Genomic DNA, 24,763 nt, shown 5'->3' with positions numbered 1-24,763 from the left:
ACAAAAAAGGCGCCCCGAGGGGCGCCTTTTTTCTTACGGGAAGATGTAAATCGGTGTGTTCTTTCGCAACATCGAATAGACCTCCTCCATGTCGTCATCCTCGATGGCGATACAGCCGGCAGTCCAGTCTCCCTTGTGACGCGAATCATAATTCGTGCGTCCGTGGATCATGATATCTCCGCCGGGATCCTTGCCCTGTTCCAGCGCATAGGTCAGATCATTCTCGTTGGGATAAGAGATCCCGACCGACAGGTGATAGCGGCTGCGCGGGTTGTGGTGGCTGATGAAGTACAGCCCCTCGGGCGTCTTGCCGTCACCCTCGAACTGCTTGTGCCCGACGGGGTTGAAGCCCAGCGAGATGTCATATTCCTTCAGCACCTCGGTCTTGTGGATGAGGTACATCTTGCGGTCCGCCTTATGGACCTGAATCTGCGTGACCTCTGGTCCGTTGTATTTTCTGAACTTGCTGTTGCCGCAGGCGGCGATGCCGACCGCCAGTGTCAACATCAATAGAATGCGGATGAACTTCATGGAACGACCGTCTTTTTCTGCTCGTGGTTTTTCCTGCCCCCTTATCGATTTTTGCACGACCTGCAAAGCGTGGATAGTGCCGCAAAGGCACAGCAACTTCACGGAATCGTGCGCTTAGCGGCTAAACCTTGCGGCAAGCTCCACATGGGCCGACCAGCGGAACTGATCGACCGCCTGAACCCAGTCCAGCCTGTAGCCCGCCTGCACCAGCACACGCGCATCGCGGGCAAAGGTCACGGGGTTGCAGGAAACCATGGCGATCACCGGAACGGCGCTGCGCGCCAGCGTTGCCACCTGTGCCTCTGCCCCGGCGCGGGGCGGGTCGATCACCACGGCATCGACATGGCGGAACTCGTCCGGCTCCAGCGGGCGACGGAACAGATCGCGCGTCTCGCAGGTGACCCGGTGCAGGCCCCCCACCATGCGCCAGCCCTTGTCGAGCGCGGCCATCATCGCGGCATCGCCTTCAACCGCATGGACATCGGCCTGTTCCGACAAGGGCAAGGCAAAGGTTCCGGCGCCTGCGAACAGGTCTGTGACCTTCTGCGCGCGGCCCACGACCTCTCGCACACAATCGAGGAGCGCGCCCTCGCCCTCGGCGGTGGCTTGCAGGAAGGCCCCGGGTGGTGGGGCGACCAGCGCCCGCCCCATCCGCTGCATCGGCGCCGCGCGCAGGGCAACCACCTCGACCTCGCCACGCTCGTCCGTCCAGGACAGGCGTGACAGGCCGTGCGCTTCGGCGACCCGCGCAAGAGCAAGGCGCAGTTCGCCGTCCAGCGCCTTGCCGCCCTTCACCAGGACATCCGGCCCGGCCAGCGTGCGGGTGATGGTCAGCGCCAGTTCGGCGGTGCGCGATCCACCCGCCATGACCAGCGCCTCCAGTGCCGGAACCGCGGCCATCAGGTCCGGGTGCAGAAGCTGGCAGTTCGGCACCGGGATGATCGTATCAGAGTTGCGGGCATGAAAGCCGATCAGCGTGCCACCTTTTGTGCGGCGCGCCGCCAGCGTCGCCCGGCGGCGCGAACGCGGCGGCGAGGTCAGGATCGGTCGCATCGGTGCCTCCAACCCCTGCCCCGCCAAGGCGCCGCGCACGATCCCCTGTTTCCAGTCGGCCACGAACCCGTCCCGCGCGTGCTGCATCAGGCAGCCACCGCAACTGCGGGCATGTGGGCACGGCGGTTTGACCCGGTCGGTCGAGGGTGTGAGGATCCGTGCGCCCGCAAGCGATGTCCCCTGCAACTCTCCCTCAACCTCTTCGCCCGGCAGCATGCCCGGCACATAGACCGGACCTTCCGGCCCCTCGGCGATGCCGTCGCCAAGATGCCCAAGCCGTGCGATGGTCAGTTTCATTCCGCTGCCTCTTCGGTGACGATGAAGCCCCCGGATTGCCGGTTCCAGTAGCGCGCGTAAAGCCCCCCTTTGGCCAAAAGCGCCTCATGGCTGCCCTCTTCGACGATCCGGCCCTCATCGAGCACGACGATCCGGTCCATTTCGGCAATGGTGGACAGACGGTGCGCGATGGCGAGCACGGTCTTGCCCTTCATCACGCGGTTCAGCGCCTCCTGAATGCTTGCCTCCACCTCGCTGTCGAGCGCGCTTGTCGCCTCGTCCAGAACAAGGATGGGCGCGTCCTTCAGGAAGGCGCGGGCAAGCGCGATGCGCTGGCGCTGGCCCCCGGAAAGCTTGACCCCCCGTTCGCCCAGATGCGCGTCATAGCCCTTGCGACCCTGATGATCCTCCATATGCAGGATAAAGTCATGCGCCTCGGCGGCCTTGGCGGCGGCGATGATCTCGTCCTCTGACGCATCCGGGCGGCCGTAGCCGATGTTGTCGCGGGCCGAGCGGTTGAACATCGCGGTTTCCTGCGTGACCATGCCGATCTGGCTGCGCAGGCTCTCTTGCGTCACCGCGCGCACGTCATGCCCATCGACCAGAACTGCGCCTTTTTCGCAATCATAGAGACGCAAAAGCAGGGAAACGAGCGTTGACTTGCCTGCACCCGAAGCACCGACAATCCCGATGCGCTCCCCCGGTTTGATATGCAGCGTGACGCCATCGATCCCGCCGCGACGCCGGCCATAAGCAAAGCCCGCATCGTTGAACCGGACATCTCCGTAAACCTTGGGCAGATCGATGGCATCGGGTGCATCGGTCAGGCGGTGGGGGCCGGCCAGCGTGCGCATCCCGTCCTCGATCTCGCCCACGTTGGAATAGACCGACATCAGCGCAAAGCTGACCCAGCCGGTCATTTGCGTGATCCGCATCGCGACGGCGCCAGCGGTGGCGATGTCGCCGGGGGTGGCCGCGCCCTGCCGCCACAACATCAATGCCCCCCCGATCAGCATGACCGGAAGCACACCGGCCAGCGCCGTCAGCGCCAGCCGGAACTGGGTCGAGATGATGCCGAAATCGAGACTGCGCTCGCGGAACAGATCCATGCTTTTCAGCGCGACGCGGTCCTCGAAGCTGGCGTGGGCGAACAGCTTGACGGTCTTGATGTTGGTGATCGTGTCAACCACCTGCCCGGTCACCATCGCCCGAGCCGCTGCGCGCGCGGACGAGTTCTTCTTCACCCGCGGCAGGAAGAACCGGATCGTCGCAAGATAGATCACCAGCCACAGCAACAGACCGACGGCAATCGCCCAGTCGACCGTCAGCAGAAAGAACGCCGAGCCGATCACCGAGGCGAGCGAGAAACAGACGGTATTGATGCTCTCGGAGGCAACATCGGTCATCGCGCGGGCGGCCTGCATCTGCTTTTGCGCGATCCGACCGGCGAAATCATTGTCAAAGAAGGTGACATCCTGCCCCATCGTCCAGCGATGCAGGCGGCTCAGGACCAATGGCAGCACGTTCGGCCCGACAAGGACCGAGTTCGAGGCCGAGAAGATGCCAAAGGCCAGTGGACGCAGGATCAGGAAGAAGGCGACCGACCCGATCAGCAGCGGTGCATGGTCGGCCAGCACCCGCTCGGGCCCGCTGGCAAGCGCTGCGTCAATGGTCCAGCCCAGAAGAAGCGCCGAGATCACCTCCATCGTGCCGGCCAGCGCGCCGATCACGGCCGCGAGCATCAAGGGTGGCCAGGCGCCTGACAGGCTCCAGCGGATGAACGCGCCAAGCGTCTGCGGAGGTGGGCCATCCGCGGGGCGAAAAGCATCAATCACCGTGCCGAGCGCGCGAAGGGGCCTCATGCCGCATCCTCCGTGCCGATGAAGCCACCGGATTGCCGCGCCCAGAACCGTGCATAAAGCCCGCCCTTGGCCAGCAGTTCGGCATGGCTGCCCACCTCGGCGACGCTGCCATCCTCCAGCACCACGATGCGGTCCATCGCGGCGATGGTTGACAGCCGGTGCGCGATGGCGATCACGGTCTTGCCCTGCATCACACCATAAAGCGCCTCCTGAATCGCGGCCTCCACCTCGCTGTCGAGCGCACTTGTCGCCTCGTCCAGGATCAGGATCGGCGCATCCTTCAGGATGACCCGTGCAAGCCCAACGCGCTGGCGCTGCCCGCCGGAAAGCTTGACCCCCCGCTCCCCCACATGGGCATCATAGCCACGGCGGCCCTCGGGGTCTTCCAGCGTCAGGATGAACTCGTGCGCCTCGGCCCGTTTGGCGGCGGCGATCATCTCCTCTTCGGTCGCGTCGGGGCGGCCATAGAGGATGTTGTCGCGCACCGAGCGGTGCAGAAGCGAGCTGTCCTGCTGCACCATCCCGATGTTCTGGCGCAAGCTGTCCTGCGTCACATGGGCGATGTCCTGACCGTCGATCAGCACGCGACCGCCCTCGCAGTCGTAAAACCGCAGCATCAGCTTGACGAGGGTGGACTTGCCCGCGCCCGACCGCCCCACCAGCCCGATGCGTTCACCGGGCCGGATCGTCAGACTGACGTCGCGCAGACCGCCCGTGCCGCGACCATAATGATGCGACACATGGTCGAGCACGATCTCACCCTTGGTGAGTTGCAGGGGCCGCGCGTCCTGCGCATCGGTCAGGCCGATGGGCTGGGTGATCGTCTCCATCCCCTCCTGCACGATGCCAAGCGCCTGCACCAGCGAGGTGGTGGCCCACATGATCCAGTAGGTCATGCTGTTCAGCCGCAGCACCAGCGCCGTTGCAGCCGCGACCGTGCCGATGCTCGCCTGCCCCTGATACCACAGAAGCAAGGCCCAGCCGGTGACCGAGACAATCAGGAACCCGTTCAGCACCGTCAGCGCAAGATCCATCCGCGTCACGATGCGCATCTCGAACTGGAACTTGCGACGCGCCTCTTCGATCGCCTCGGTCGCGTGGCGCATTTCCAGCCCGTGATGGGCAAACATCTTGACCGAATGGATGTTGGTATAGGCATCGACGACGCGCCCTGTGACTGCCGAGCGTGCATCCGAACTGGCCTTGGAGGCTGGGCCCGCGCGCCGGAGTGTCCACTGGACAAGGGCCGCGTAGAGCGCAAACCACACCAGCAGTGGCAGCAGAAGTCGCGGATCAGCCCCGGCAAGCATGATCCCCGCGCCCACGATGGTGACGCTGGCAAAGGCCATGGCGTCAAAGGTCTGGAACACCGCATCCCCGGCCGCAGGCGGGGTCTGCATTACCCGATTGGCGATGCGACCCGCAAAGTCGCTTTCGAACCAGCCAACCGGCTGACGCAGAACATGATCATGCGCGCGGTAGCGGATCATGGTTCCAAAGTTCGGCAGAATCGTGTTGTGCAAAAGCGCCACGTTCGACACCAGCAGCAGCGGGCGCAGCATCAGAACCGCCAGGGCGACTGCCACGATCTCGAACCCATGCGCGGCCCAGACCTGCGCGGGCGTGCCCTGTGTCAGTTGATCAACCAAGCGCCCGACATACCAGATCAGCGCCACATCGATCGCTGCTGCGATGACAGACAGCACCGCCGTTGCCGCAAAGACCTTGCGGAACGGCCGGATATATTCAGCCAGAAACGGCCAGAGCTTTCGCGGTGGCGTGTCGGAATGCACATAGGGCTGATAAGGGTCGACAAGCCCTTCAAAGAACCGGAACATGGGAAAGGCGCCTCACAACGGTCGGAGGCCTGATATAGCTTGATTTGACCGGAAGGAAAACCTGCGCTCAGCCGAGAAGCGCCTCACGCGGCAGCCGCAGGTCGGATTGCAGCCACTGCGCCTCAAGCTCTTTCAGCCGTGTACCAAGGGCGGCGCCTTGCAACGCGGGCATCAGATCGGCGGGCTTCACGGGAAATGCGGTGGATGCACCACGGGCGATCTCTGCGGTCCAATCGTCGGGCGGAGCGGTTCCGAACAGTGCAGCGCGGGCAAGAATCGTATCGCCGGCCAGTGTGGCGCCCAGCCGGTATCCAAGAACTGCGGGCGTAGACATCGCGCCCAAAGCGTCTCTGATATGGCTCAAATCACGGGATTCCGCCCGCGACAGGCGCCAGCGATCCGTCACATCCTCGCCCCCCAGAACGGCGAGTCGGCGGAGCCACCGGGGCGGCAGGCCGCCCTCAAGATGCACCAGCACAGCAAGGAAGCGCGCGTCTCCACTGGGAAGGACCTGGGCCAACACCCCTGCCCGCTCCATCGCGGCAACCGAGGGCGCGGGATCCTCCGCCGCCAGAAGCTTGCGCATCTCGGCGCCGATCCGCTCGGCCGAGAGGCCGGAAATGGCCGGAGCATGGCGCGCGCAAGCCGCCAGCCCTTCGGCGTCGATCCCACCTTCAGGGTCGCCATAGATGGCATGGAACCGGAAGAACCGCAGAATGCGCAGATAATCCTCACGGATGCGCGCATCGGCATCGCCCACAAAGCGCAAGCGCCGCGCCAGCAGATCAGGCAGGCCACCCAGCGGATCGATGACCGTCCCGTCGCGTCGGGCGTAAAGCGCATTCATCGTGAAATCACGACGGGCAGCGTCATCCTCGATATGCGGCGAATAGGCGACCACCGCGCGGCGCCCATCGGTTTCGATGTCCTGACGGAAGGTCGTGACCTCATGCGGGATACCTTGCGCAATCACCGTCACGGTTCCGTGGTCGATCCCCGTGGGTGCGACCTTGAATCCGGCCCTTTCGGCAATATCAGAGACTGAATGAGGATCGGCGTCTGTGGCGATGTCGATGTCGGAGACCGGACGATCCAGCAGCGCGTTGCGCACGCAGCCGCCCACGAACAGCGCCTGATGACCCGCGCACTCAATCGCGTGGCACACGGCCTGCGTCGCGGGGTTGTCGATCCAGTCTCCACTCACCCTCATGGCTGCAACCTCTCTGCCAGACCGCGCAGCATTCGGGCCGTCGCCCCCCAGATGTAATAGGGGCCCCACGGCACCGCATAGTAGCGCCGCCAGTCTCCGCGCCACATGCGCCGTTCAACCCGGTAGCGCGAGAGGTCGGCCAGATGCGCAAGTGGCACATGGAACACCTCGTCTACCTCGCCGGCCTCGGCGATCGGGGTGAAGGATCGGGTGACATGGGCCAGAACCGGGATGGCACTGTATCCGGTGACGGTTTCATGGGCTGGCAGCCGGCCAAGGATCTGCACGATGGCAGGGTCAAGCCCCACCTCCTCGCGCGCCTCACGCAGGGCTGCCGCCTCGGCCGAGGCATCGCCCGCATCTATCTTGCCGCCCGGAAAGGCGATCTGCCCCGGATGGTGCTGCAGGCCGGAGGCGCGCTTGGTGAGCAGCACCGACGGACCTGCCGCACCTTCGCAGATCGCCACCAGCACTGCGGCCGGGCGCAGAACACGCCCCGGCGGCAGCACGGTTCCCGGATTCAGATCATAGTCCGAACTTTCGGGCGCCACCCGTTCAAGCGCCGCCCGCCACTGATCAAGCTTCATCCTTCCGCGCCTTTTCGGCCTCAAACCCTAGCGTTGCCGGATCAAACTCATAATGCGCACCGCAGAACTGGCAGTCGGCGGTGACAATCCCCTCGGGCGTGGTCATGTGGCGCAGGTCCTTCGCCGAGTAGATCGACATCGCATTGCGCACCTTGTCGGCCGAACATGAGCAGCCAAAGCGCACGGGCTGCGCATCGAAGACCCGCGGGCCTTCCTCATGGAAGAGCCGCACCAGAAGGTCAGTCGGCGCGACCGAAGGGCCGATCAACTCGATCTCCTCGACCGTGTCGAGCAGCAGGTTCACGCGGTTCCAGTTCTCGCCCTCTTCGCCCTGCACGATGTCAGAGGCCTTGAGCAGCCCACCCTCGCCCGAGCCGCCCTCGCCCGCCACGAAGGGCGAGGCCTTGGGCATGTGCTGGATCATGACGCCACCGGCCCGCCAATGCGGGTTGGAGCCCGGCAGCTGGCTGCGGCCATAGGTCAGGGCAAAGCGCGTGGGCAGCTGTTCCGATTGGGCAAAATATGTCTCTGCACAGGCAGAAATCGAGTCCCCCGTCAGCGGCGTGATCCCCTGATAGGGAACCATGCCCTGCCCCTGATCGATCACAATCACGAAGTAACCCTCGCCCAGAAGGTCAAAGGGCTTTTCGGCCGTGTCGAGTTGATCTTCCTCGAAATGGGCATAGGCGCGGATGCGTGCGGCCTGCCCGTCATCGGTGGGGCCATAGTAGTCGGTCGCGATCATCTTGACCGCGCCGGTGCCACGGATCTGCAGCGAAAGCCGCCAGCGCAGCTTGATCGTCTGCCCGATCAGCGCGGTCAGCAGCGCCGCCTCGCACACCAGCGCCTCGATCTGTGGCGGATAGGCATGCTGCTTGAGCACCTGATCCAGCACACCGTCCAGCCGGGCGACCCGGCCGCGGATATCCGAGTGATCAAGTTGAAATGGCAGGACCGTATCGTCCCATGCGATCTGTGTTCCGATAGTCATTGGGGGTTTCCTGAATGCGCCAGTCTTGGCATACCGCGATCATATAGGCACGGCAAGTTCAGGACCCAATGGCATGATCCGGCGATATGGTGAAGCGGTGAAAACCGCCCAAAGCTACAGACGGCGCCCCGGCGTCTATGCTGTGCTGCTTGAGGGCGACCAGATCCTGACCACGTTTCAAGACGCGCCGAAGCCCGAATTCCAGCTTCCCGGAGGCGGCATCGACCGGGGTGAGCAACCCATCGCCGCCCTGCACCGCGAGGTTATGGAGGAGACCGGCTGGTCGATCCGCGTGACCCGCCGTCTGGGTGCGTTCCGGCGGTTCTGCTATATGCCGGAATACGAGTTCTGGGCCGAAAAGCTGTGCACGATTTACCTTGCGCGCCCCGTCCGCCCCATCGGCCCCCCGACCGAAGCAGGCCACAGCGCGATCTGGTTGCCGGCAATCGAGGCGCTGGACCTGTTGGGAAATGCCGGCGACCGTGCTTTTCTGGCACGCGCGCTGGTTCAGCCGCGATAGTGCAGCAGAACGCCTGAGACATCGTCCGGGAAATCCGGCGTGTCGGTCCGTGCCGACAGATGCCAGACCAGCGCATCGAGAAGTGCCGCAGGCTCCAGATCCGCATTTGCGCGCAGGAAATCATTCAACCCCTCGGCGCCCAGTTCCTGATCCTGCGCATCTGGGCATTCGGTCACACCGTCCGAGACCAGAAACAGCCGGTCTCCGGGGTGCAGTTGCAACTCGACCCGCTCGAACGTCACGCCCGGGATCAAGCCAATGGGCATCCCGCCATTGCCAACGGGCTCGACGCGCCCGTCACGGCGCATAAGCACGGGATGCGGATGCCCGGCCTGCACCAGCATCGTCTTGCCCGTCTGCAAATCGATTTCGGCATAAGCCATGGTGAAGTATTGGTCGACCTGCATGTCATCGAGCATCAGCCGGTTGAAGCGCCACGCCACCATCTCGGGTGGCCAGGCGCCGCGATTGCCGTCAACCCCGCCGGTCAGCGCGATGTTCTGGTCGGGCAGCGCGCCCGACAGCATCCCGGCCAGACGCGCCGTCATCATGGCCGAGGCCACGCCATGGCCTGAGACATCGATGGAGAACACCGCAATCCGGCGCGCGCTGATCTCGAAAAACCCCGCCAGGTCCCCCCCGACATGCCCCGACGGGCGCATCAGGATGGTGGCGCTGGCCCGGCCGAAATCGCGGACCCTTTCCCGCATCAGTGTCTGCTGAAGCTTGCGCGCCTCGATCAGGTCGCGGTCGAGCGAATCATACAGATGGCGCAACTCGTTCAGCGTGTCGCCGATCAGCCGGTTCTTCTCGATCAGCTCGCGCTGCATGCCCAGGATGCGTTCCCCCGCGCGCAGGCGGGCGCGCAATTCGTCGGGGCTGACAGGCTTGATCAGAAAGTCATCCGCGCCACCGTCGAGCCCGTCCGCAATCTCGGTCTTTTCGGATTTCGAGGTCAGAAGGACAAAATAGCCGTAATGATCATGGGGCAGGGCGCGGAAGGCACGACAGAATTCAAGCCCGGTCATCCCCGGCATGACCCAGCCCGAAAGGACGATATCAAAGATCGTATCGGCACACTGGCGGAGCGCCTGTTCGGCCGAGCCCGCCTCGGTCACATCATACCCCCAGCGACGCAGCATCAGCGCAAGGATGTGGCGTTGCGCACGACTGTCATCGACCACGAGCACACGCCTTGGATGTGCCACGCGGCACGCGGCGATCGGGCCTGCGATGTTCGGGCGGTGATGGGTCATGACATCCTCGATACGTCCGGGATGCAGACTGACCGGGCGGTCTTAAGGGAAAGTGAAGCCTAAAATGCCACGCGTCGGGGCGGGCCAGAGGCGGGCTGGCGCAACCGGCTGTTAACCTGCGGCAGCGAGACTGGCTCCGGGTGGTCTGAAGGGGGTAATCCATGATCGACTGGACGCGTGTCGCTGAACTGCGATCCGAAATCGGCGAGGATGATTTCGCCGAAGTGATCGTTCTGTTTCTCGAAGAGGCCGACGAGGTGATCGCCCGCCTGCGATTGGGCGACCGGACGCGTCTGGCGCATGACCTGCATTTCCTGAAGGGCAGCGCGCTGAACATTGGGCTTAGCGGTCTTGCGCAACTCTGCCACGAGGGTGAGCGGGCCTGCACATCGGGGCAGGCACCGCTCGTCGATCTCGACAATCTTCTCGCCTGCCACGATCAGTCACGCATCCAGTTTTGCGCCGGCCTGGCGACGCAAGAGCGTCAGATCAGGAACTCGGCCAAGGCCTCGTCGCCGGTGATGTCGCGATAGGCAAAGCCTGCCTCATCCATCCGGCGCGTCAGATCGGCAAAGTTCTCTGCGCGCTTCGTCTCGATACCGATCAGGACCGAACCGAAGTTGCGCGCCGATTTCTTCAGATATTCGAACCGGCTGATGTCGTCATCCGCGCCAAGCATCGACAGAAACTCGCGCAATGCGCCGGGGCGCTGCGGCATACGCAGGATGAAATATTTCTTCAGACCCGAATAGCGCTGCGCCCGCTCTTTCACTTCGGGCAGGCGCTCAAAATCAAAGTTACCACCCGAGGTAATACAGACCACCGTCTTGCCGCGGATCTGGTCGGCCAGCACCGGCAGTACATCGACCGACATGGCCCCCGCAGGCTCAAGCACGATACCCTCGACGTTCAGCATCTCCAGCATGGTGACGCAGATCCGGTCTTCGGGCGCGAGCAGCACCTGATCGGGCTGCGCCCATTTCAGCCGGTCATAGGTCAGCGCACCCAGTCGGGCAACGGCGGCACCATCGACAAAGCTGTTGATGCGGGGCAGGGTGGTCGGCGCGCCTGCCTGCAGCGCGGCCGTCAGGCTTGCCCCGCCAAGCGGCTCGACGAAGCGGAAATCTGTCGCCGGTGACACCGCCCGCAGATAACCGGTGACGCCCGAGGCAAGGCCGCCGCCGCCCACGGGAAGGATGACCATATCGGGCGCGCATCCAGCCAGATCGCGCAACTGTGCAAGCAACTCGACCCCGACGCTCGCCTGCCCCTCGATCACGTCCAGATCATCGAAGGGCGACAGGAAATGCGCACCCTGATCGCGGCAATAGGTTTGGCTCGCGGCAAGCGTCTGGTCGAAATAGTCGCCCGTCAGCACGATCTCGATTGCGGCGCCGCCAAAGGTGCGGGTCTTGTCGATCTTCTGCTGCGGGGTGGTGACCGGCATGAAGATCGTGCCCTTCACGCCGAAGTGCCGACAGGCATAGGCCACGCCCTGCGCATGGTTGCCCGCGCTTGCACAGACGAAATGGCCCTGCGCAGGGCTGTTGGCCAGAACCTTGCGCATTGCGTTGAAGGCGCCGCGCAGCTTGTAGCTGCGCACGGGCGTCAGGTCCTCGCGCTTCAGCCAGATCTCTGCGCCCAGACGGGTCGAGAGATGGTCGTTGCGCTGCAGGGGGGTCGGCTCGAACAGCGCACGCAAGGCGTCGCTGGTCTGGCTGGCGGATTGGATCAGATCGGTCATGCGCCGATTAGACCCGCATCGGCGGAATTGGCAAGATCAGACCAGCGGACGCTTCTCGATGTAATGGCCGTAAAGCGTGGTCAGAATCGACAGGCCCAGCATGCCGAGGAACCAGTTGATTGCCAGATTCGCAATCATGCCGAGCACAGGCACGATGGCCAGCAGCCCGCCGATAAGTCCACACAGGAACGAGATCAGGCCGAAACCGACGACGAGGATAAGCATGGCAGGCCATTCGCCCTGCGTTGCTGTCCAGGCGGCGCCAAATCCTTCGCCACGATCAAGTGCTGCGCCCGGCAGCGCGGTCGAAAACCGCCAGGCCGCGATGTTGAGGAACAACAAAGCCACCAATCCCAGGATCACTGTCAGAACCCCTGCGCCGTCACTAGCGCCGGTTATAAGGAAAATTGGGGTCATGACGAGAAATCCGATCGCCAACAGCAGAACAACCAACAGGATCACGCGCAGGGCGTATGCCCCGATCCGCCTCCTCCGCAGCGCGGGAAGCCAGCCCACTGGCTCGGCCAGCAGAACGTGGCGGTGCCAACTGACCGCGACACTGGCAAAAAGCGCCGCATAGATCACGAATACAACCAAAGCTACTGGCACGACGCCCGGTTCTGCAACAGGTTCGGGGGTCCCGCCTGTCAGGGCATAGACGCCAGCGATGAGGGCAATGCTCAAGGCCAAGATCATGAGTCCCGGAACTACCGAAACCCTGAAGGCCGCACCAATGTTGTTCATCAGCAGCCTGATCGACGCCTCAAGAATTTTCCAGCCCTTCACCCGCACCTCCATCACCTGTGACTTATCCACATTGGTGATGTGGGCCTGCGATTTGTCAACCTAGAGAAGTGCGCGCTTTTCGATGTAGTGGCCATAGAGCGTGGTCAGGATCGAGGCGCTGATCATCATCTGCACCCAGCCACTGATCACCTGCCACAATAGCGACAGGATCGATCCCTCGGGCAGCAGGGCAAGCGGGCTGCCCAGCACAATGGCTGCCACCCCCGACAGGAACGCAAGGATCAGGATCGTCGGCGTCTCGCCGGTCGTTGCGACCCAGCCATCGGCGAAGCCCAGATCGCGATCAACCGCCACTCCCGGAAGGATTGTGCTAAGGCGGTAGAGAAAGGTCAGGACCGGCACGATGACGCAGATAACGATCAGAAGCTCGGTCAGCCAGGTCAGACCGAAAAGCCCGACGAACAGCGTGCCGAACGCCAGCCACAATACCATCCCGATCAGCAGCGACAGAAGCGCGATCAGGATCGACCGACCGGCATAGCGGCCCAGCCGTTGCAACGAGAACTGCGGCAGATAGCCGGCCGGGCGTTCGTTCAACAGAACGAAGCGGTGCCAGGCTACGGCGATCCACATCAGCGCGATCAGCATCGCCATCATGGCGATTGTCACCTTTGTCGCCTCTGCGCCCGTCGGCTCGGTCGTGGCCTCCATCGCGGTGGTCGTGACCCCGAGTGCGATGGCAATCGCCATCTGGGCCAGATAGATCAGGCCGGATATCTGCAGGGCCTCGGGCAGATTGCCAAAAACCTGCCGGATCGAGTGCACGAATATGGCCCAGGCCTTCATCTTCATCTCCATGGATCGCTACCGCACAGAAGGCAGACCGCCGGGCCGCTGTCAACCTCGGGCTGCGCGGCTTGCGCAAGCGGCGTTTTCCCTTTAATCGCGGGCAAAACCGATTGGAGCGCCCCATGTCCAAGCCCAAGAAAGTCGTGCTCGCCTATTCCGGCGGCCTTGATACCTCGATCATCCTGAAATGGCTTCAAACCGAATACGGCTGCGAGGTGATCACCTTCACCGCCGATCTGGGGCAGGGCGAAGAGCTGGAGCCCGCGCGCGCCAAGGCCGAGCTTCTGGGCATCAAGCCCGAGAATATCCATATCGTCGACGTGCGCGAGGAATTCGTGCGCGACTTCGTCTTCCCGATGTTCCGCGCCAATGCGGTCTATGAAGGGCTCTATCTTCTGGGCACCTCGATCGCGCGTCCGCTGATTTCCAAGCATCTGGTCGAGATCGCGCATCGCCATGGCGCCGATGCCGTGGCCCATGGCGCGACCGGCAAGGGCAACGATCAGGTCCGGTTTGAGCTGTCGGCCTATGCGCTTGACCCCTCGATCAAGGTGATCGCTCCCTGGCGGGAATGGGACCTGACCTCGCGTACCAAGCTGATCGAGTTTGCCGAGACGAACCAGATCCCGATTGCCAAGGACAAGCGCGGCGAGGCGCCGTTCTCGGTTGACGCCAACCTGCTGCACACCAGCAGCGAGGGCAAGGCGCTGGAAAACCCGGCCGAGGCCGCGCCCGACTATGTCTATCAGCGCACCGTGAACCCCGAGGATGCGCCCAACACGCCCGAATTCATCGAGGTGACCTTCGAAAAGGGCGATGCGGTTGCGATCAACGGGCAGGCGATGTCGCCCGCGACGATCCTGACCCAGCTGAACGAGTTTGGTGGCAAGCATGGGATCGGGCGGCTCGATTTCGTGGAAAACCGCTTTGTCGGCATGAAGTCGCGCGGGATCTATGAAACCCCCGGCGGCACCATCCTGCTTGAGGCACACCGCGGCATCGAACAAATCACGCTGGATGCGGGCGCAGGCCACCTGAAGGATTCGATCATGCCGCGCTATGCGGAACTGATCTACAATGGCTTCTGGTTCAGCCCCGAGCGCGAAATGCTGCAGGCGCTGATCGACAAATCGCAAGAGCACGTCACCGGCACGGTGCGGCTGAAGCTCTACAAGGGCTCGGTCACCTGCGTCGGCCGCTGGTCCGACCATTCGCTCTACAGTGAAAAGCATGTGACCTTCGAAGAAGACGCCGGTGCCTATGACCAGAAAGATGCCGCGGGCTTCATCCGCCTGAACGCGCTGCGCCTGAAGCTGATTGCCACGCGCAACGCACGTGTGGCCAAGAAGTAAGCATCGACCTATCGCAATGGATCGGGGCCGCGCTTTTGGGCGCGGCCCTTTTCGTGACGCGACGCTTCTGTTGCGGGGCGGGCCGGTTTCTGGCTGTCTGCCCCTGTCCATGGAGGTGCATGATGGAACAGATCGCGGCAGACATTCGCAAGGCGCTGGAGACGCGCAGCTTTTCGGGTAGCCTCAAGTTCGACTGCGGATCGGACGGGGTCATTGTTCTGGCCGATGGCACCGCCAGCACCACTGACCGCGAAACCGATTGCACCCTGACCTTAAGCCGGGACAATCTGACCAGTCTTCTGAAGGGCAAGCTGAACCCGATGATGGCGCTGGCCACCGGCAAGCTCAAGCTGTCGGGCAACCCCGCAGTGGCCATGGGGCTTGCGAAACTTCTGGGCTGACGCCTACTCGGCCGCGCAGCGCGGCATGTGCAGCCGGATCAACGCACCGATCTCGGGCCGGCAGGATCCGCAGTTGGTTCCGGCGCGTAGTGCCGCGCCGATGCCTTCGACCGTGACCAGACCTTGTTCGGCAATGGCGCGGGCGATGGTGTTCACACCCACGCCAAAGCAGGCACATACGGTTGCCCCCTGATCGGGCCGGTCGGCACCGGGTTGGCCCGCCAGCACACCGGGATCGGCCGGGGCACCGAGGAGCCCCGCGACATGCGCGCGCGCTACCGCCACCGGATCGGGCCCCACGAACAGGGCTGCAACCAGCCGCCCGTCCTGAATGAAGGCAAGCCGCGTCAGGCCGCGCTTGCGGTCACGCATCACGATGGGCTCCACCTCCAGACCGAACATGGCAGCACCATAGGCCGCCCAGTCTTCGGGCACGGCGGCGCCCGCCAGTTCGACCTGCACACCATCGGGCAGCGTCGCGCGCGCCCAGTAGTCGCAATCGGGCCGGAACTCTCGCGCGGCAATGGCATAACCGTACCACGCTGCACAGAAAGGCCGCACCGCAACCGGGGCGGATTTCGACGCTGGCTGCCCCGATACCGGATCAACCAGCCCCGGCACCAGCACATCCACACGGCCAGAAGGCGCGGTCTCTCCCGTCCAGTGAATCGGGGCGAAGGGGTGACCTTCGGCCACGCGATCCGTCACCAGCACACGCAGGATGGCACGCCCATGCGGGCTTTCCACCTCGGCCAGACTTGCAGGTTGTAACCCAAGGCGTCGGGCGTCGGCAGGGTGCAGTTCAAGATAGGGCTCGGCCATGTGGCGGGCGAGGCGTGGCGAAAGGCCCGTGCGGGTCATCGTGTGCCAGTGATCGCGCACCCGGCCAGTGTTCAGCCGGAACGGGTGGTCAGGCGTCACGGACTGCGGTGCGCGCGGGGTCACGGCGATCATCCGCGCCTTGCCGTCGGGCGTGTGAAAGCGCCCGTCAGCAAAGAACCTGCCGCCGTTTTTCCGGGCAGACTGCGGCCAGAGAAATGGGTCGAGTGCGGCGTAATCAGTCTCTGTTATGGCCGAATAGGCCGAAATATCGAAGTCGCTACCCAGATCACCCGCAACCCCCGAAAGCGCCGCATGTTCAGCAAAGACCTCGGCCGCCGACTGCCAGGTGAAGGCATCGCGCCAGCCCATCCGACGCCCAACCTCGGCGATGATGCGCCAGTCGTCGCGCGCCTGTCCGGCGGGCGGCATCGTGCGCCGCTGCCGGCTGATGCGGCGCTCGGAGTTGGTGACGGTGCCGTCCTTCTCACCCCATCCGGTCGCAGGCAGCAACACATGGGCAAGGCGCGTCGTATCAGTTTCCGCCATCATGTCAGAGACCACGACAAAGTCGCAGCCCGCGATGGCGCGGGCGACGCGGTCGGCCTCGGGCATCGAGACGGCGGGGTTGGTGCACATGATCCACAGCGCCTTGATGCGGCCCTCTTCGACCGCGCGGAACAGATCGACGGCCTTCAGCCCCGGCTTCGGGGCCATGGTGGGCGCCGCCCAGAAGCCTTGCACCGCATCACGATGCATGGGGTTTTCGATATCCAGATGGCAGGCCAGCATGTTGGCAAGCCCGCCAACCTCGCGCCCGCCCATGGCATTGGGCTGGCCCGTCACGCTGAACGGCCCCATGCCGGGGCGCCCGATGCGCCCCGTCGCCAGATGGCAGTTGAGGATTGCGTTTACCTTGTCGCTGCCGCTGTCGGACTGGTTGATGCCCTGCGAATAGACGGTCACGACCTTTTCCGAACCGATCCACAGGTTGAGAAACCGCCCGAGATCGGCTTCGGACAGGCCAAGCTGATCCGGATCGCTGGCGCAGGCGGCCTGATACGCCGCATCGAAACCGTTGACGTGTTCAAGGAAGCCGGCATCCAGCGCATCGCGCCGCGCAATCTCGACCAGAAGACGATTGAAAAGCACCGCATCCGACCCCGGCGCCAGCGCAAGGTGCAGATCGGCAATATCGCAGGTGGCCGTGCGGCGCGGGTCCACCACGATAATGCGCATCTGGGGCCGCGCCTCCTTCGCGGCCGCCAGACGCTGGAACAGCACCGGGTGGCACCAGGCAAGGTTCGACCCCACCAGCACCACCAGATCGGCCTCTTCCATGTCCTCATAAAGCCCCGGCACCGTGTCAGTACCAAAGGCGCGGCGGTGGCCGGCAACCGAAGAAGCCATGCACAGCCTTGAATTCGTGTCGATATTGGCCGATCCGATGAAGCCTTTTATCAGCTTGTTGGCCACGTAGTAGTCTTCGGTCAGCAACTGGCCCGAGACGTAGAAGGCCACAGAATCCGGCCCATGCGCGGCGATGGTGTCCGAAAAACGCCGCGCCACGAGATCCAGCGCCGCATCCCAACCCGTATCACGCCCATTGATGCGCGGCGCCAGCAGGCGGCCATCCAGACGCACCGTCTCACCAAGCGCCGAGCCCTTGACGCAGAGCCTGCCAAAGCTCGCCGGGTGATCCGGGTCGCCTGCGATGGCAAGGCCGCCCTGTCCATCAGGCGTGGCCAGCACACCGCAGCCGACGCCGCAATAGGCGCAGGTGGTGCGCACCGCCGTACCGGCGGCGGGCAGGGCGCGACCCGCGCGGATCGGGGCGGCATCTGTCATGCCGCGCTCCGCCGTTTCAGAAGGGCTGCATCGAGGAAGACGCGGCCAGCCTCGACCTTGGCGGCAAAGGTGCGCACCATGCCCTTATCCGCGCCCTGCGCCTCACCCGAGTTCATGTCGAAGACCCAGTTGTGCAGGGGGCATGTCACGCGGTCACCATGCACGATGCCTTCGGAGAGCGGGCCGCCCTTGTGGGGGCAGCGATCCTCAAGCGCGAAGATACGGTCATCCGAGGTGCGAAAGATCGCGACGCAGCCCTCGACCGTCTTGACCACGCGGGCGCCCTGGACGGGGATGTCCTCCAATGCGCCGATGTCGATGAACAGGGTCATTCTGCTGCCTCCAGCGTAAGATCGGCAAGCGGCGCCCATTTTGCGCGCTCATCAGGTGCGGCGTGTTCGGCCCAGGGATCGGTGCGATAGACCGACTGGCTGATCTCGAACCGCTCGACCAACGCCTTGCGGTTTTCCAGATCGTCAACCACCTGCGCCTTCACCCAGTCGAGGCCGGCCTTGGCAACCCATTTGTAGGGGCGGTCGAGATAGCGCGCGTGTTCGCGGTAAAGCTGGACAAAGGCGGTGATGATCTCGACCGCCTCATCCTCGGAGGCTGTGGAGGCGAGATGCTCGGTTTCCTTCAGCTCCATGCCAGCGGCGCCAGCGACACTGATCTGATAGCCGCTATCGACGCAGATCACGCCCACATCCTTGCAGGTGGCCTCGGCGCAATTGCGCGGACAACCGGAGATGCCCAGCTTCACCTTGTGGGGCGTCCATGACCCCCAGAGAAGCTTTTCAAGACGGATGCCCAGACCGGTCGAATCCTGCGTGCCAAAGCGGCAGAACTGCGCGCCGACACAGGTCTTTACCGTGCGCAGCCCCTTGGAATAGGCGTGGCCCGAGACGAGGCCAGCCTCGTTCAGATCGGCCCACATTTGCGGCAGGTCTTCCTTTCGGACGCCCAGAAGATCGATGCGCTGCCCGCCGGTCACCTTGACCATGGGCACATTGTACTTCTCGGCCGCATCCGCAATGGCACGCAACTCGGCCGGGGTTGTCACGCCGCCCCACATGCGCGGGACAACCGAATAGGTGCCATCCTTCTGGATATTCGCGTGGTTGCGTTCGTTCACGAAGCGCGACTGCCGATCATCCTTATATTCCAGCGGCCATTCCGCCAGCAGATAGTAGTTCAGCGCAGGGCGGCAGGAATAGCAGCCGCCGACCGACGTCCATCCCAGTTCCTGCTGAACCGCAGGAATGGATTTCAGCCCCATGGCCTTGATCAGGCGCCGGACGTCCTCATGGCTGTGATCGGTGCATTTGCACATGCCCTGCGGCTTGGCCATCACAAAGCCATCGCCCAGCGTGGCTTTCATCACCTGCTCGACCAGCCCTGTGCAGGTGCCGCAGCTGCTGGATGCCTTGGTCTGCGCGCGCACCAGATCGAGTGTCGTGGCACCACCCAGAACTGCATCCACGATCTTGCCCTTGCAGACGCCGTTGCAGCCGCAAATCTCCGCCTCAGGCGGCAATGCTGCAACGGCCGCCATAGGGTCCAGCTTTTGGCCCCCCTGGAATGCCGGGCCAAAGATGAGCGTGTCGCGCATTTCCGACACGTCGGTTTGGTCCTTCATCAGGCCGTAGAACCAGTTGCCGTCGGCAGTATCGCCATACATGACGACGCCAATGATGCGGTCGTCCTTCAGGACGATGCGCTTGTACTGGCCGCGCCCCGGATCGCGAAAGACAATGTCCTCGCGATCTGGCGCGTCGGCGAAATCGCCCGCACTGAAAAGATCGCAACCGGTAACCTTGAGCTTGGTTGCTGTCTGTACTGGGCGGAACACGGCCTCCTCGCCCAGAAGGGTTTTGGCAAGGATCTTGGCCTGATCATAGAGCGGTGCAACCAGGCCGAAGAGCTGGCTGTCGTGTTCGACACATTCGCCCAGCGAGAATATGTTCGGGTCCGAGGTGCGCATCGCATCATCGACAACGATGCCGCGATTGACCTCGAGCCGGGCATCGGTGGCGATGCGGGTTTCCGGGCGGATACCCACGGCCATGCAGACCAGATCGGCCGGGTAGATCGTGCCGTCGTCCAGTAGCACCGCCTCAACCCGTTCCTTGCCGAGGATCGCCTTTGTTGCGCCCTTGCAATGCACGGTGATCCCGCGCTTTTCCAGATCGCGCTGCAGAAGATAGCCGGCCGAGGGGTCAAGCTGGCGTTCCATCAGGTGACCCATAAGATGGATCACCGTGACCTTGGCCCCACGCGCAGCCATTCCGGCCGCGGCCTCAAGCCCCAGAAGGCCGCCGCCGATCACGACGGCATTCTGGCCCGCCACACCGGCCTCGATCATGGCGTTGGTGTCTTCCAGATCGCGGTAGGTCACCACGCCCGGCAGCTCTTTTCCGGCAACCGGGATGATGAAGGGGGCCGATCCGGTGGCGATCACCAGCTTGTTGTAAGGCACGCCGCCATGGTTGGAAAAGACGATCCGGTTTGAGCGGTCGATCTTGACGATCGACTCGCCGAAGCGGCAGTCCACGGCATGTGCGGCGTACCAGTCGTCATCATGGGTGACGATCTGTTCATAGGTCTTTTCGCCCGACAGCACCGGTGACAGCATCAGCCGGTTGTAGTTGCCGCGCGGTTCGGCATTGAACAGCGTCACCTCGAACCGGTCCGGCGCAATTTCGAACAGGTGTTCCAGCAGTCGGCCCGAGGCCATGCCAGCACCAATGACGACGAGTTTCTCTTTCATCTTCGGGACTTTCCTGGTGATGAACGGGTCAGGCCGTCTGCATCGTGGATTGCGCGGCCATGCGGCGAACCGACAGGTGCATCCAGACCAGCGAGACAATGACGATCACGAACAGCGCCATGAAGCAGCTCGACCACATGCCGGTTGCGTCCTTCAGCCAGCCAAAGGCCAGCGGCAGGACAAAGCCGCCAAGCCCGCCGATCATGCCGACGAGACCGCCCACCGCACCCACGTTCTGCGGGTAGTAGACCGGGATGTGCTTGTAGACGGCCGCCTTGCCGAGGCTCATGAAGAAGCCGAGCACGAAGGCCACCCCGATGAAAACGATGGGGGTGATGATCTCGGTCGAGGGGATCGACAGGATGGCTGTGGCCACCGCGCAGACCGCGAAGGTCCAGTACATCACGGTGCGGGCACCAACCTTGTCCGAAAGTACGCCGCCATAGGCGCGGAAGATCGAGCCGGGGATCGAGTAGGCAGCGCCAATCATGCCGGCGGTCTTGATGTCAAAGCCATAGACGCCGATCAGGTAGCGCGGCAGCCAGAGAGACAGCGCGACAAAGGCACCGAAGACGAAGAAGTAGTAGAGGGCGAAGCGCCAGACCCGCAGGTCACGCAGCGGCGCGAATTCGGCGGCGAAGCTGCGGTTCGACACCTGGCCGGCGGCGCGCGCCTTGTGGACCGGATCATCCTCGGTCAGGAACCAGAAGGCGACGGCAATCAGCAACAGGGCCACGGCCCAGGTCTGAGCCAGTGCCTGCCAGCCAAAGGCGACCATCACGAAGGGCGCCACGAACTTGGTGACGGCGGCGCCGACGTTGCCCACGCCGAAGATGCCGAGTGCCGTGCCCTGCCGGCTGGCCGGGAAAAAGCGCGAGACATAGGCCACGCCGACAGCGAACGATCCGCCCGCAATGCCAACCCCAAGGGCGGCAATCAGGAACTGGGTATAGGTTTGGGCGTAGGACAGCAGGAAGGTCGAGATGGCGGCCGCCACCATGGTCGCCACATAGACGACGCGGCCACCCAGACGGTCTGTCCAGATGCCCAGCAGAACACGGATCAGCGATCCGGTCAGGATCGGCATGCCGACGAGCAGGCCGAACTGGGTCTCGGTCAGGCCCAGATCCTCGCGGATCTTCAGGCCGAGGATGGAAAAGATGGTCCACACCGCGAAACAGGTGGTGAAGGCGATGGTGGACATGGCGAGCGCACGATTGGCGGTGCGAGAGTCGGGGGTTGGTACGGCGGACATGGTATCTCCAATGGCAGGGCTATGGGCGTGCTATGGGGAAACGCGTTCGGCAGATGATGCTGTCAGGAACGCGAGGCTCCGGGTTCCCGCGGCTTCGCGGGCATGACGCATCTTTGCGTGCCGGGCAGACGGGCGCCGTTGCCCGCTGATATGTCGATTGTTAGCGCCGCATCCGTCTGCGGCAAGTCGCGCCCTTGTGCTGCGCCGCCGCATCGCTCGCGCAGCACAAAGCTTTTGCCGTTGGCGCCGGATATGCTGCTTTTTTAGTCAGCGATCGAATGGTGGCTCGAACATATGGCCGTCAAAAAAGGCATCCGGGCGAAGAATCATACGCCCATGTTCCGACGCCACCGCATGCGGGTGGGTCAGTGTGCCCTCGACCTTGGCCGAGGCGCCGGGAAGATCAGCCCCGGCCTGGCGCAAATGCTGGCGGTACAGGTCCGTGCGGAAACAGGCCATTGCCTGACGCATCGCCGGATCAACAGGCAGACCATGGCGGAGCGCGATACGGCGCGCGATCAGCGCGGCAAGGCTTTTCCAGGGAAATGTCGCCGCGCCCGAATGAAAGGCGATGAAATCCGGTGCGACACGCAACTCCCCGGCCGGGCTGACGAGCATGCGTCCGGTCAAGCCGCGCTCGGTCAGCTCGGACGAGAGATTGAGGTAGGCGCCCTGCGACAGGATTTCAGCGGCTGTGCCGCGGTTTTCGGCAACATCCAGCCAACGCCCGGCACGCCAGACCGCGCGCATCAACCGCCCCGTTACTTCAGGCTGGTCCTCGGCCATCGATTTGCGCAATACCAGCCCCTTTTCGGGGGGCGAGGCCCAGATCGCGCGGCCGGGTAGCAAAAGTGAAGCGATGCCGCGTTCCACAGCAAATGAGGCCCAGGGCTCACCCACACAAAACGCATCAACCTCGCCCGCCTCCATGGCATCAGCCATCATGGGCGGCGGCACGGTAACAACCTCCACCCCATCGGCAAAGCCGCTGGCGCCCAACCAATGCCAGACCAGCTCGGCCTGGGTGGAGAATGGAAAGGGAACGCCCACGCGCAAACGCCCACCGGTCGCGGCGCATAGTGCCAGTCCGGCCGAATGGGCGTCGGCAAAGTCGAACGCAAAGCCATTGTTGCGCAGCTTTTCCGCAATCGCCTCGGACACTGCGACGGCCTGACCGCCAACCGACAGGAACATCACCAGATCGAACTCAGGCAGTGCAGGACCAAGACCAAGTCGCTGGGCAATCGGCATCGGCACCAGCATATGCGCCGCATCGATCACGCCTGCACCCAGCAGATCGCGGCTCTGTGCCCAGGCACCAACACGGACGAGATCGAGCTCCAACCCCTCTTCAGCGGCGAAACCCAGCTCGTGCGCCACGATCAACGGGGCGGCATCGGTCAGCGGCACATAGCCAAGGCGCAGGCGGACCAGGTTCATGTCAGAAGCCCCGCCGCCAGAACAAGCTGCTGGGCAATATCGGCCACGCGCTTGCCCTGATCCATCGCGGTCTTGCGGAGCAGCGCATAGGCCGCCTCTTCGTCAATGCCGCGTGCCTTCATCAGGATCGCCTTGGCACGATCGATGATCTTTCGCTCTTCCAGCGCGGCCTTGGTTGCAGCAAGCTCGGCGCGCATCCGCTGAAACATGTGGAAACGTGCGATGGCGGCATCGAGTACCGGCTTGATCCGCTCTGGCCGCAATCCGTCGACAACATAGGCCGACACCCCGGCCTCAATCGCCGCGCGCGTAAGCTGCTCATCCGACCGGTCGACAAACATCGCGACCGGGCGCTCGGTCGGTCCGGATGCGACTGCAATCGCTTCAAGGATGTCGCGCGAAGGGTTGGCGAGGTCGATCAGAACGATATCGGGCCGATGCTCGGCAATCCTGCGGGCGAGGCCGGACTCATCGGCAATGACCTGGATGTGATAGTCGCCCGCCTCGCGCAATCCATCAACGATACGGATCGCGCGCTCATGGTCGCGTTCGACAACGATGATCGACAGGCGTTTGTCCATGATTCCCCCGGTGCGACCCTTGGGTTCCCATTCACCGACCGGCCGCAGCAAGGCCGCTTGCCGCAGATCACGACAATCTGGCCAAACACTGCCCGAATATCAGACGAACTTCACAAGTTTGCCCGAAATACAGACACGTCGTGCATGAGTCATGTTGCGGTTTGCATCACATGTGCGGTCACCGCCGCGTAATAGACCGCGCTCGCCGCCAGAACGAAGACGTGCCAAAGCGTGTTGTGAAACGGCAGGCGCTCCATCAAGTAGAAGAGCGTGCCGATGCTATAGATCAGCCCGCCCAACACCACCAAGGCAAACACCGGCGCAGACATCGTAGCAAAGACCTGCCAGCCACCAACCACCCCGGCCCAGCCCATGCAGAAATAGAGCGCAAGTCCCACCCAGCGGAAACGGTAAGGGGCCGCGATCTTGAGCGCTGCGCCGGCCGTCGCGGTGATCCATAGGACAGCCGCCAGAACCAGCCCGGTTCCTGACAACAGGATGAACGCGGTGTAGGTCCCGGCAATCTTGAAGTAGATCGCCGAATGGTCCATCCGCCGAAGCAGTCCGGTCCAGCGGTCGGACCTGTTCATGTTGTAAAGCCCCGAGGCCAGAAGCATTGCAATGAGGGTCACGCCATAGATCGCCGTTCCGGCAATCGCCGAAGGATCGCCGCGCTTCAGCGCGGTCAGGGTGATCAGCACCGGAACCGAAGACAGGGCCGCGACGACCCCCAAGACATGCACGACGCCGTCGCTGACGAGTTCAGGCGTGGAATAGGTGGCACGAGAGGCAAACAAGGATCTCATGGCAAACGCTCAGGGGCGACTCAGGACAAT

The 24,763-nt window shown here is 63.6% G+C and carries 22 protein-coding genes; 4 read left to right on the top strand and 18 right to left on the bottom strand.

Features of this window, described 5'->3' with window-relative positions; all coding sequences use genetic code 11:
- Window positions 1-33 precede the first annotated feature (33 nt).
- The 7 genes from FQU74_RS13690 to hslO all read right to left on the bottom strand — a co-directional run bounded on the left by FQU74_RS13690 (window position 34) and on the right by hslO (window position 8,348).
- A complete protein-coding gene (locus tag FQU74_RS13690) occupies window positions 34-531 on the bottom strand; it encodes a L,D-transpeptidase family protein (protein ID WP_146287035.1) in 498 nt (165 codons plus the stop codon).
- A gap of 114 nt (window positions 532-645) precedes the next feature.
- Window positions 646-1,881, bottom strand: a complete 1,236-nt coding sequence (locus FQU74_RS13685) for a class I SAM-dependent RNA methyltransferase (protein ID WP_146287034.1) — start codon at window positions 1,879-1,881, stop codon at window positions 646-648.
- Window positions 1,878-3,722, bottom strand: coding sequence for an ABC transporter ATP-binding protein (locus FQU74_RS13680; protein ID WP_146287033.1), 1,845 nt, complete (start codon window positions 3,720-3,722; stop codon window positions 1,878-1,880). Before FQU74_RS13680 ends, FQU74_RS13685 begins: the two co-directional genes overlap by 4 nt.
- The gene (locus tag FQU74_RS13675; RefSeq protein WP_146287032.1) at window positions 3,719-5,560 is read right to left on the bottom strand and encodes an ABC transporter ATP-binding protein; all 1,842 of its coding nucleotides are present in this window, start codon (window positions 5,558-5,560) and stop codon (window positions 3,719-3,721) included. The genes FQU74_RS13680 and FQU74_RS13675 overlap by 4 nt, the downstream gene beginning before the upstream one ends.
- Window positions 5,561-5,627: 67 nt before the next feature.
- Window positions 5,628-6,770, bottom strand: coding sequence for a CCA tRNA nucleotidyltransferase (locus FQU74_RS13670; protein ID WP_146287031.1), 1,143 nt, complete (start codon window positions 6,768-6,770; stop codon window positions 5,628-5,630).
- Window positions 6,767-7,357, bottom strand: coding sequence for a CoA pyrophosphatase (locus tag FQU74_RS13665; RefSeq protein ID WP_146287030.1), 591 nt, complete (start codon window positions 7,355-7,357; stop codon window positions 6,767-6,769). Before FQU74_RS13665 ends, FQU74_RS13670 begins: the two co-directional genes overlap by 4 nt.
- Window positions 7,347-8,348 (bottom strand): Hsp33 family molecular chaperone HslO, encoded by a 1,002-nt coding sequence (hslO, locus tag FQU74_RS13660; RefSeq protein WP_146287029.1) that lies wholly within the window; start codon window positions 8,346-8,348, stop codon window positions 7,347-7,349. The genes FQU74_RS13665 and hslO overlap by 11 nt, the downstream gene beginning before the upstream one ends.
- Window positions 8,349-8,421: 73 nt before the next feature.
- Here hslO and FQU74_RS13655 point away from each other — a divergent pair, with 73 nt between their 5' ends.
- The gene (locus FQU74_RS13655; RefSeq protein ID WP_146287028.1) at window positions 8,422-8,868 is read left to right on the top strand and encodes an NUDIX hydrolase; all 447 of its coding nucleotides are present in this window, start codon (window positions 8,422-8,424) and stop codon (window positions 8,866-8,868) included.
- On the opposite strand, the gene FQU74_RS13650 is transcribed toward FQU74_RS13655, so the two are convergent.
- Window positions 8,856-10,124: a PP2C family protein-serine/threonine phosphatase gene (locus tag FQU74_RS13650; protein ID WP_146287027.1), complete on the bottom strand. Its 1,269-nt coding sequence runs from the start codon at window positions 10,122-10,124 to the stop codon at window positions 8,856-8,858. The genes FQU74_RS13655 and FQU74_RS13650 overlap by 13 nt on opposite strands.
- Before the next feature lie 161 nt (window positions 10,125-10,285).
- Between FQU74_RS13650 and FQU74_RS13645 the strand changes: the two genes are divergently transcribed.
- The gene (locus tag FQU74_RS13645; protein WP_146287026.1) at window positions 10,286-10,657 is read left to right on the top strand and encodes an Hpt domain-containing protein; all 372 of its coding nucleotides are present in this window, start codon (window positions 10,286-10,288) and stop codon (window positions 10,655-10,657) included.
- On the opposite strand, the gene ilvA is transcribed toward FQU74_RS13645, so the two are convergent.
- From ilvA to FQU74_RS13630, 3 genes are read right to left on the bottom strand one after another with little or no spacing between them, the layout of a single operon-like run.
- Window positions 10,609-11,868, bottom strand: a complete 1,260-nt coding sequence (ilvA, locus tag FQU74_RS13640; RefSeq protein WP_146287025.1) for a threonine ammonia-lyase IlvA — start codon at window positions 11,866-11,868, stop codon at window positions 10,609-10,611. The genes FQU74_RS13645 and ilvA overlap by 49 nt on opposite strands.
- 36 nt (window positions 11,869-11,904) lie before the next feature.
- The gene (locus FQU74_RS13635) at window positions 11,905-12,684 is read right to left on the bottom strand and encodes a hypothetical protein (protein WP_158635593.1); all 780 of its coding nucleotides are present in this window, start codon (window positions 12,682-12,684) and stop codon (window positions 11,905-11,907) included.
- Between the two features lie 30 nt (window positions 12,685-12,714).
- Window positions 12,715-13,473, bottom strand: coding sequence for a hypothetical protein (locus FQU74_RS13630; RefSeq protein ID WP_206665033.1), 759 nt, complete (start codon window positions 13,471-13,473; stop codon window positions 12,715-12,717).
- Window positions 13,474-13,586: 113 nt separating this feature from the next.
- Between FQU74_RS13630 and FQU74_RS13625 the strand changes: the two genes are divergently transcribed.
- Together FQU74_RS13625 and FQU74_RS13620 are read left to right on the top strand one after the other, a co-directional pair.
- Window positions 13,587-14,816, top strand: a complete 1,230-nt coding sequence (locus tag FQU74_RS13625; protein WP_146287022.1) for an argininosuccinate synthase — start codon at window positions 13,587-13,589, stop codon at window positions 14,814-14,816.
- A gap of 119 nt (window positions 14,817-14,935) precedes the next feature.
- Window positions 14,936-15,217 carry an SCP2 sterol-binding domain-containing protein gene (locus FQU74_RS13620; RefSeq protein ID WP_146287021.1) on the top strand — a complete coding sequence of 94 codons (282 nt, stop codon included), beginning with the start codon at window positions 14,936-14,938 and terminating at the stop codon, window positions 15,215-15,217.
- Between the two features lie 3 nt (window positions 15,218-15,220).
- On the opposite strand, the gene FQU74_RS13615 is transcribed toward FQU74_RS13620, so the two are convergent.
- The 7 genes from FQU74_RS13615 to trhA form a co-directional block, all read right to left on the bottom strand.
- Entirely contained in the window at window positions 15,221-17,884 is a 2,664-nt protein-coding gene (locus FQU74_RS13615; RefSeq protein ID WP_146287020.1) for a nitrate reductase, read from the bottom strand.
- On the bottom strand, window positions 17,881-18,216 hold the full coding sequence (nirD, locus tag FQU74_RS13610) for a nitrite reductase small subunit NirD (RefSeq protein ID WP_146287019.1): 336 nt from the start codon (window positions 18,214-18,216) through the stop codon (window positions 17,881-17,883). Before nirD ends, FQU74_RS13615 begins: the two co-directional genes overlap by 4 nt.
- The gene (nirB, locus tag FQU74_RS13605; RefSeq protein WP_146287018.1) at window positions 18,213-20,651 is read right to left on the bottom strand and encodes a nitrite reductase large subunit NirB; all 2,439 of its coding nucleotides are present in this window, start codon (window positions 20,649-20,651) and stop codon (window positions 18,213-18,215) included. The genes nirD and nirB overlap by 4 nt, the downstream gene beginning before the upstream one ends.
- 28 nt (window positions 20,652-20,679) lie before the next feature.
- On the bottom strand, window positions 20,680-21,906 hold the full coding sequence (locus FQU74_RS13600; RefSeq protein ID WP_206665031.1) for an MFS transporter: 1,227 nt from the start codon (window positions 21,904-21,906) through the stop codon (window positions 20,680-20,682).
- A 267-nt stretch (window positions 21,907-22,173) separates the two neighbouring features.
- A complete protein-coding gene (locus FQU74_RS13595; RefSeq protein ID WP_146287017.1) occupies window positions 22,174-23,346 on the bottom strand; it encodes an ABC transporter substrate-binding protein in 1,173 nt (390 codons plus the stop codon).
- Window positions 23,343-23,927 (bottom strand): ANTAR domain-containing response regulator, encoded by a 585-nt coding sequence (locus FQU74_RS13590; protein ID WP_146287016.1) that lies wholly within the window; start codon window positions 23,925-23,927, stop codon window positions 23,343-23,345. Before FQU74_RS13590 ends, FQU74_RS13595 begins: the two co-directional genes overlap by 4 nt.
- 149 nt (window positions 23,928-24,076) lie before the next feature.
- Window positions 24,077-24,733: a PAQR family membrane homeostasis protein TrhA gene (gene trhA / locus FQU74_RS13585; protein ID WP_146287015.1), complete on the bottom strand. Its 657-nt coding sequence runs from the start codon at window positions 24,731-24,733 to the stop codon at window positions 24,077-24,079.
- Window positions 24,734-24,763 lie beyond the last annotated feature (30 nt).

Origin of the sequence: Gemmobacter aquaticus (genome assembly GCF_007859075.1) — a bacterium.
Classification (GTDB): domain Bacteria; phylum Pseudomonadota; class Alphaproteobacteria; order Rhodobacterales; family Rhodobacteraceae; genus Gemmobacter; species Gemmobacter aquaticus.
Note: the sequence above shows the minus strand (reverse complement) of the source record. Positions and strands in the feature narration are given on the sequence as shown.